This is a genomic window from Caballeronia sp., from assembly GCF_049581465.1.
Lineage (GTDB): Bacteria > Pseudomonadota > Gammaproteobacteria > Burkholderiales > Burkholderiaceae > Caballeronia.
Genome location: NZ_JBAUSA010001395.1, coordinates 1 through 6,363 on the forward strand (window position 1 = coordinate 1; position 6,363 = coordinate 6,363).

The 6,363-nt window shown below is 59.4% G+C and carries 7 protein-coding genes and 2 pseudogenes; 5 read left to right on the plus strand and 4 right to left on the minus strand.

What is annotated here, in order from left to right; translation table 11 throughout:
- A pseudogene (locus tag WCA53_RS33705) lies at positions 1 to 131 on the minus strand (glycosyltransferase); the annotation flags it as partial.
- A gap of 12 nt (positions 132 to 143) precedes the next feature.
- Positions 144 to 1,004, minus strand: a complete 861-nt coding sequence (gene hpnC / locus WCA53_RS33710) for a squalene synthase HpnC (protein WP_423922357.1) — start codon at positions 1,002 to 1,004, stop codon at positions 144 to 146.
- Positions 1,005 to 1,322: 318 nt separating this feature from the next.
- On the opposite strand from hpnC, the gene WCA53_RS33715 reads away from it, so the two are divergent.
- From WCA53_RS33715 to WCA53_RS33730, 4 genes are all read left to right on the plus strand, one after another.
- Positions 1,323 to 1,628: a hypothetical protein gene (locus WCA53_RS33715; RefSeq protein ID WP_423922360.1), complete on the plus strand. Its 306-nt coding sequence runs from the start codon at positions 1,323 to 1,325 to the stop codon at positions 1,626 to 1,628.
- Positions 1,629 to 1,680: 52 nt separating this feature from the next.
- Positions 1,681 to 2,649: a 4-hydroxy-3-methylbut-2-enyl diphosphate reductase gene (ispH, locus tag WCA53_RS33720; RefSeq protein WP_423922363.1), complete on the plus strand. Its 969-nt coding sequence runs from the start codon at positions 1,681 to 1,683 to the stop codon at positions 2,647 to 2,649.
- A gap of 13 nt (positions 2,650 to 2,662) precedes the next feature.
- Positions 2,663 to 3,820, plus strand: a complete 1,158-nt coding sequence (hpnH, locus tag WCA53_RS33725; protein WP_423922368.1) for an adenosyl-hopene transferase HpnH — start codon at positions 2,663 to 2,665, stop codon at positions 3,818 to 3,820.
- 147 nt (positions 3,821 to 3,967) lie between these two features.
- Positions 3,968 to 4,219, plus strand: a complete 252-nt coding sequence (locus WCA53_RS33730) for a hypothetical protein (RefSeq protein ID WP_423922373.1) — start codon at positions 3,968 to 3,970, stop codon at positions 4,217 to 4,219.
- 51 nt (positions 4,220 to 4,270) lie between these two features.
- Here WCA53_RS33730 and WCA53_RS33735 read toward each other — a convergent pair.
- Both WCA53_RS33735 and WCA53_RS33740 read right to left on the minus strand, forming a co-directional pair.
- Positions 4,271 to 4,447: pseudogene (locus WCA53_RS33735) on the minus strand (PIN domain-containing protein); the annotation flags it as partial.
- A 57-nt stretch (positions 4,448 to 4,504) separates the two neighbouring features.
- Positions 4,505 to 5,131, minus strand: a complete 627-nt coding sequence (locus tag WCA53_RS33740; protein WP_423922376.1) for an MlaC/ttg2D family ABC transporter substrate-binding protein — start codon at positions 5,129 to 5,131, stop codon at positions 4,505 to 4,507.
- A gap of 296 nt (positions 5,132 to 5,427) precedes the next feature.
- On the opposite strand from WCA53_RS33740, the gene WCA53_RS33745 reads away from it, so the two are divergent.
- Positions 5,428 to 6,111: a Fe2+-dependent dioxygenase gene (locus WCA53_RS33745; protein WP_423922379.1), complete on the plus strand. Its 684-nt coding sequence runs from the start codon at positions 5,428 to 5,430 to the stop codon at positions 6,109 to 6,111.
- The last annotated feature ends 252 nt before the right edge of the window (positions 6,112 to 6,363 follow it).

Sequence of the window (6,363 nt, forward strand, 5' to 3'; positions counted from 1 at the left end):
ATCTCCGCCTGGCCAACAGCGTGAACCGTGCTTTCGCTCAAGGGAAGGACCGCCTGCGCGCGCCAGAAACCGCCGCGTGCAAACAGGAGAACGAGCCAGATGAGAAGGGACAACCAGGCAATCAGGAGCATCGTAAATTCAGGTTAACTTTCCACGGAGCGCAAGTGCACGCCGACACGGCCACGCAAGCGCATGGCCAGCGAGCGAGCGCCGATCAACAGCCAGTCCGGGCCTTTCAGCACAGGACGCTTACGGAACACGTCGTAATCGGCCTGTTCGATTTTTTCAAGAATGCGCAAACCACCGTGCACAACGCTGCACAGTTCCAGCCCGAAACGCCCGGGCATGCGCACGGCGAGTGGCGCGCCGCCGACGATCATCGCGCGCGCATGGTCGACTTCGAAACGCATGAGCGCACGCCACGCGTCGTCGCAGATCTGCTCGTCGATATGTGCTTCGGTCACGCCAAAACGCGCGAGATCGCTCAGCGGCAGGTAGATCCGGCTCTTCTTCCAGTCAATCCCCACGTCCTGCCAGAAATTGATGAGTTGCAGCGCGGTGCAGATGGCGTCGGAGTCCGCGAGGTTTTGCGGCGTCGAGGCATCGAACAGATGCAGCATCAGTCGTCCGACCGGATTCGCCGAGCGCCGGCAATAGTCCATCAGGACGGGCCAGTCGGCATAGCGCGTGGTATCGATATCCTGGTCGAACGCCGACACGAGGTCGTAGAACGGTCCGAGCGGCAAACCGTACTGCTTGACCGTCGCGCCCAGCTTTTCAAACAGTGCCGGATGCACCGGCGCGGGGTCGCCCACCGCCACCGCGTCCAGGCCCGCACGGAAATCGGCGAGGCGCTGATGCCGTTCGGCTGGCGCAAAATCGCCTTCGTCGGCGATATCGTCCGCGGTGCGCGCGACGTGATAGATCACGCCCACGGGCGCCCGCAGGTGTTTCGGCAGCAAGACGCTGGCTACCGGAAAATTCTCGTAATGGTCGACTTCCATGACAGGGTCCAGGTATTCGACTCAATGCGCGGATGTCCAAATAGGCATCGACGCGCGGATAGTGGGCATGCAGGCTAGTTGCTTAATTTATGGACAATTCCACTAAAATGTTCACGGATGTCGGATGCGCACAACGGCCCCGCATGCGTAGGATAAATTCCGCATAGTTCGGCGTGCTGTCCGCAAACACGATGCAGATTCAGCGGGCCGCACTGAATCTCACACGGATACTGCTTCAGGCTCGCGTCAGCGCTACGCGGAAGCGGCTGGGCCGGAGTTGCTTGACCGGCCTGCTTGCCGGCCTGCCTGACCGGACTCATGCGCCGCCTTGCTGGCCTGGCGGCTTGCGATCTTTTTAGCCTCCATGCGAGGCATATCGAGACGCCGATTGGACAACTCGGCAGACGGTTATTTTACCGGCTTCCGCGCCCGGGAAGTTATTCAGCCTCCTTCGCGCGCCGTAAAGACCGTCCTACAAGCATCGGAAAAGCGAACGCGTTAGAATACGCGGTCAACTTCGGCGTTAAAGTTGAAACGAATGGTCTATTTTTAGCCAATTGTTTCGTTGAGCTTTTTCCGGAAAGCTTTAGTTTGGCTTACAAAAAATCGACCGGATTGAATTAGCTTATACAGCCGGTTCCATTCGAAACCCGCGTCAGTCGGAGTTCGCCCGAATATGCGTATCATCCTTGCTCAACCCCGCGGCTTTTGTGCGGGTGTAGTCCGCGCGATCGAAATTGTCGATCGCGCACTCGAAAGACACGGCGCGCCGGTCTACGTGCGCCACGAGATCGTCCACAATCGGCACGTGGTGGACAATCTGCGCAATAAAGGTGCGCAATTTGTCGAAGAACTCGATGAAGTGCCGCACGGCGCAGTCGCCATTTTCAGCGCACACGGTGTCGCGCAGACGGTGGAAGCCGACGCAAAAGCGCGTGGCCTGGACGTCCTCGATGCAACCTGCCCGCTCGTGACGAAAGTCCACGTGCAGGGGCGGCAGTATGTCGCGCAGGGTCGCACGCTCATCCTGATCGGCCACGCGGGACACCCGGAAGTGGAAGGCACGATCGGCCAGATTCCCGGCACGGTCGTCCTCGTGCAAAGCGAGGCGGAAGTTGCCACGCTGTCGCTGCCCGTCGATACCCCCGCCGCCTATGTCACGCAGACTACGTTGTCGGTGGACGACACGCGCGGCATTATCGACGCGTTGCAGCGCCGGTTCACCGACATCGTCGGCCCGGATACGCGCGACATTTGCTACGCCACGCAGAATCGCCAGGCGGCGGTCCGCGAGTTGAGCAAACAGGTCGACGTGCTGCTGGTCGTCGGTGCTACAAACAGTTCCAACTCGAATCGCCTGTGCGAGATCGGCGCCGAAACCGGCGTGCCGAGCTACCTCGTGGCAGACGGTTCGGAAGTAAAGGCCGAATGGTTTGCGGGTGCCAAGGCTGTCGGGATTACGGCTGGCGCCTCAGCGCCGGAAGAAATGGTTAAGCACGTCATAAACGCCTTGCGCGCGTTCGGTCCCGTCGAAGTAACGACAATGGCCGGCCGCGAAGAAAAGGTCGAATTCAAACTCCCCACGAAGCTGACGAAGCCGCTTGCCGCAGTCGCGGCATCCGCCACCGCCCTTCGCGAAGATTAAGGAGCACACGCCTGTGTCTATTCCGATGCTGCAAAAAGTCCGGGTTGGCGCGTACATCGCGCGCCAGCATTTCACGCGAACCAAGCGCTATCCGCTTGCGCTGATGCTTGAGCCGCTGTTTCGATGCAACCTGGCGTGCAACGGCTGCGGCAAGATCGACTACCCAGATCCCATTCTCAACCAACGCATTTCCATGGCCGATTGCCTGGCCGCAGTCGACGAGTGCGGCGCGCCCGTGGTGTCGATCGCTGGCGGTGAGCCGCTGCTGCACAAGGAAATGCCGCAGATCGTGAAGGGCATCATCGCGCGCAAGAAGTTCGTGTATCTCTGCACGAATGCGTTGCTGATGGAAAAGAAGATGGACGATTACGAGCCGAGCCCGTATTTCGTCTGGTCCGTTCACCTCGATGGCGACCAGCAGGCGCATGACCATTCGGTGTCGCAGGAAGGTGTGTATGAGAAGGCTGTTGCGGCGATCAAGGAAGCGAAGCGCCGTGGTTTCCGCGTGAACATCAATTGCACGTTGTTCAACGACGCCGATCCGGAACGCGTTGCCAACTTCTTCGATACGCTTCGCCCGATGGGTGTCGACGGCATCACGGTGTCGCCGGGTTACGCGTATGAACGCGCGCCGGACCAGCAGCACTTCCTGAATCGCGACAAGACCAAGACGCTGTTTCGTGAAATCTTCAAGCGCGGCAACAACGGCAAGAACTGGTCGTTCAGCCAGTCGGGCATGTTCCTCGATTTCCTGGCCGGCAACCAGACCTACGAATGCACGCCCTGGGGCAACCCGGCGCGCACCGTGTTCGGCTGGCAACGGCCGTGCTATCTGCTCGGCGAAGGGTATGTGAAGACCTTCAAGGAATTGATGGAAACCACCGAGTGGGACAAGTACGGCACGGGCAAGTACGAGAAGTGCGCGGACTGCATGGTGCATTGCGGCTTCGAAGCGACGGCCGTGATGGATACGGTGGCGCATCCGCTGAAGGCGCTGGCTGTTTCGTTGCGCGGTCCGCGTACGGAAGGTGCTTACGCGAAAGACCTTCCCATGGACAAGCAGCGTCCGGCCGAATTTGTGTTTTCGAAGCACGTCGAGATCAAGCTGGAAGAGATCGGCCGCATGAAGACCAACAAGGGCGGCAAGCAAACGACGGCTGCGGTCCTGTAGGCATTGGTTGACGGGGTTGCGGTGCAGCCAGGGGACGGGCGGATGAAGGTCGCGAACGCGGCTTCATTCGCCCGTTCTGCTTTTCAAGACGCAACATTCACAACCGCGTGTAGCATCGCGGTTTTTAATGCGAGCACGCAGGGCGCCATGGCCAACTTCAACGTAATGATTAATCTCGGCAAGGCCGACCTCGACGACTACACCATGCTGGCCAAGACGTTGCGCAAGTCGGGTTTCAGTGAGATCAAGCCGGCGCAAGTAGCGGCGGATTATCGGTTGCTGCCCGCATCGTTCAGATATTCGAGTGAGACTGAGAACATGACTTCGGTGAGGGAAAGGGCCCTGAAGTCGGCGAAGAGTGTTGTGGCGACCGCGATGGTCCTGGTGTCGGAGGTTTAGGAAGCGAGGGGTGTTGGGTGGCCCCAACCCTCCGGGAAACGCCCCGCCCCCTCACCAAATCGTCTTGACATGCGCATACGCGCGGATCTTGGGATCGTTGGTCACTAACGGCGCCGCGAGCTTTCTCGCGGTCGCGACAATCATGCGGTCCGCGGGGGTCAATTTAGCCGGACTATGTCCGTTTTGATAGGACGGCACTACCAAAATGGCACAGCCGGCTTGCGCCGGCTGTGCCATTTTCGAGGGGATCAGGGGCGCGGTCAGCGGAAAACCACGCTGACCCTCTCACTCGTTACTTCGCGCGTTGTGATTTGTCAGGAACTGGATCAGCCCGGCAATTCCGCCCTTGGACAGTTCCCCGGCGAACTGCACCTGATACACCTGGATGAGCCAGGCACCGAGCATGTCGATGTCGTAGATCTTCCAGCCTTGCGGCGTCTTTTCCAGCCGGTAACGCACGGGGTTGTCCCCACCGGTCGAAAAGACGTGTGACTCGACGACCGCGTCATTGCCACTGCTACTGATCGTCGCCGGGTCGAATTTGAACTTGACGTCCTCGTCGCGTAACTGTGCGAGCGATGTCGTATAAAGGCGTACCAGCAAAATCTGGAACTGTTCGTAAAGTTGCTTTTGCTGCTCAGGCGTGGCCGTGCTCCACGCGTTGCCAACGGCAATTCGCGTAGTCCGCTGGAAGTCCGTGGCCGGTACGAAGCGCGCTTCGACTAACTGGTTGACGGCCGCCATGTCGCCGCCGCGCGCCTTTGGATCTGCCTTCATTGCATTAACCGTGCCCTCCACGGCCGTCTTCACAACGGCGTCGGGAGCGGTTTGCGCAAAGACTGGACCGGAAACGAGCGAGGCCAGGACGGTCAGCACGAGCAGGACAAGACGAATGGGCGGGTAGCTTTTCATACGATCGGTATCGAGTAAGGGGGGGCGCCGGTAATCCGACCGCTGGCGCGAAACAAGCACGTGCTGCGTACGTGCCCGCATAAGCGCATCAGTATAGCGATTCGATTTCGCAGTTCATTTAGGGTACCAAGACTTGATGGACACGAATGTGTTTTTTCATACACGTGGCGCTCAAGCAGCACGCAGAAACCGCGCCGCCGCGACAAACATGATTGATGGCAACGCTTGTCTATATAATGCTATTGATTCTCATTTACATGCAATAAGGGCACTCCCACTCGGCTGGAAAACAAAACATGATCCTTTCGATACCTGGCGTCCTGAGCCCTGACGACGCCCACGCCATGCGTGAGCGGCTAGACGTGTCCGATGCGTGGGTGGACGGCCGCGCCACGGCTGGTTATCAGGGCGCGCCGGTCAAGCGCAACCAGCAGATTGCCGAAAGCTCGGCGATTGCCCATGAACTTGGCGACATGATCGTCGGGTCGCTTGAACGCCATCCCCTGTTCATTAGCGCCGTGCTACCCAACCGCGTGTATCCGCCGCTCTTTAACCGGTACGAAGACGGAATGCACTTTGGGAGTCATGTCGATGGCGCGATCCGGATCGTGCCTGGGCACGGCGCCCGCGTGCGTACCGATGTTTCGATCACCGTGTTTCTCACGCCGCCGGAGGACTACGACGGTGGCGAGCTGGTGATCGAGGACACGTATGGCGTGCAGGAGGTGAAGCTACCGGCGGGCCACGCGATTGTTTACCCGGCGACGAGCTTGCATGAGGTCCGGCCGGTCACGCGCGGGACGCGGGTAGCGAGTTTTTTCTGGGCGCAAAGCCTGGTCCGCGATGATACGCAGCGCAGCCTGCTGTTTGATATGGACAATGCCATTCAGCGGCTAAACGCGCAAAACGCCGATGATGCTGCGCGCAGGACGCTGGTCGGCTGTTATCACAATTTGTTGAGGCTCTGGAGCGAAACTTAGAAGGGGCCGGCTGGCGGCTTTTGGGAGTTCTGTTTGGGGCGAGTGTGGGGCTAGGGTGGAGGGGGTGCTGCTCGCGGAGAGTGTGGGGCTAGGATAGAGTCCTTCTTCTCGCGTGGTTGTTCTGCATAGGTAGTATTTTCTTGCTTATTTCTGTTAGCCCCTGTCCGGGGCGGGACTTCATTTCTTTTCAAACGGCGTGTGTCAAGGTAGTTGTCGCGTGAACCGTTACGCGGCTTGTTTACACTTTGTGGT

What these genes read in the sequence shown, in the direction of transcription:
- ispH (WP_423922363.1), top strand. Translation starts at nt 1,681, where the DNA reads ATGCGTATCATCCTTGCTCAACCCCGCGGCTTTTGTGCGGGTGTAGTC.
- WCA53_RS33745 (WP_423922379.1), top strand. Translation starts at nt 5,428, where the DNA reads ATGATCCTTTCGATACCTGGCGTCCTGAGCCCTGACGACGCCCACGCC.
- WCA53_RS33740 (WP_423922376.1), bottom strand. Translation starts at nt 5,131, where the DNA reads ATGAAAAGCTACCCGCCCATTCGTCTTGTCCTGCTCGTGCTGACCGTC.
- WCA53_RS33715 (WP_423922360.1), top strand. Translation starts at nt 1,323, where the DNA reads ATGCGCCGCCTTGCTGGCCTGGCGGCTTGCGATCTTTTTAGCCTCCAT.
- WCA53_RS33730 (WP_423922373.1), top strand. Translation starts at nt 3,968, where the DNA reads ATGGCCAACTTCAACGTAATGATTAATCTCGGCAAGGCCGACCTCGAC.
- hpnC (WP_423922357.1), bottom strand. Translation starts at nt 1,004, where the DNA reads ATGGAAGTCGACCATTACGAGAATTTTCCGGTAGCCAGCGTCTTGCTG.